The sequence below is a fragment of the Xenorhabdus entomophaga genome (assembly GCF_037996725.1).
GTDB classification, from domain to species: Bacteria; Pseudomonadota; Gammaproteobacteria; order Enterobacterales; family Enterobacteriaceae; genus Xenorhabdus; species Xenorhabdus khoisanae.
The window spans coordinates 1-223 of the sequence record NZ_JBBMXH010000535.1 but is presented as its reverse complement, the minus strand read 5'-3'; the positions used below and the strand labels follow the sequence as shown (position 1 = coordinate 223).

1 protein-coding gene is annotated in these 223 nt (G+C 45.3%); it reads right to left on the bottom strand.

Annotated elements, in window-relative coordinates:
* Positions 1 to 223, bottom strand: a 223-nt coding sequence (locus AAC854_RS23965; RefSeq protein WP_340619221.1) for a DUF4123 domain-containing protein, incomplete at both ends; no start/stop codon positions are given.

Sequence of the window (223 nt, the reverse complement as noted above, 5' to 3'; positions counted from 1 at the left end):
GCGCTCCTTTCACAGAATAAAACTGACCATCCAGCCAGTAATTCCATTCATCAATAGGTTGTGTGAATGTGGTTAATTGTTCCTGACTGAAAATATCCCGGATTTGATGTAGAACGCGGGGATCGTAAAAACGTAACAGCGCCGTTTCACCGCTTTCCAGCTGAACGTTCAGATAAGGTTCAAAATGACGGGTCAGTGCATCCAATGAGAGGGTGGTGTACAG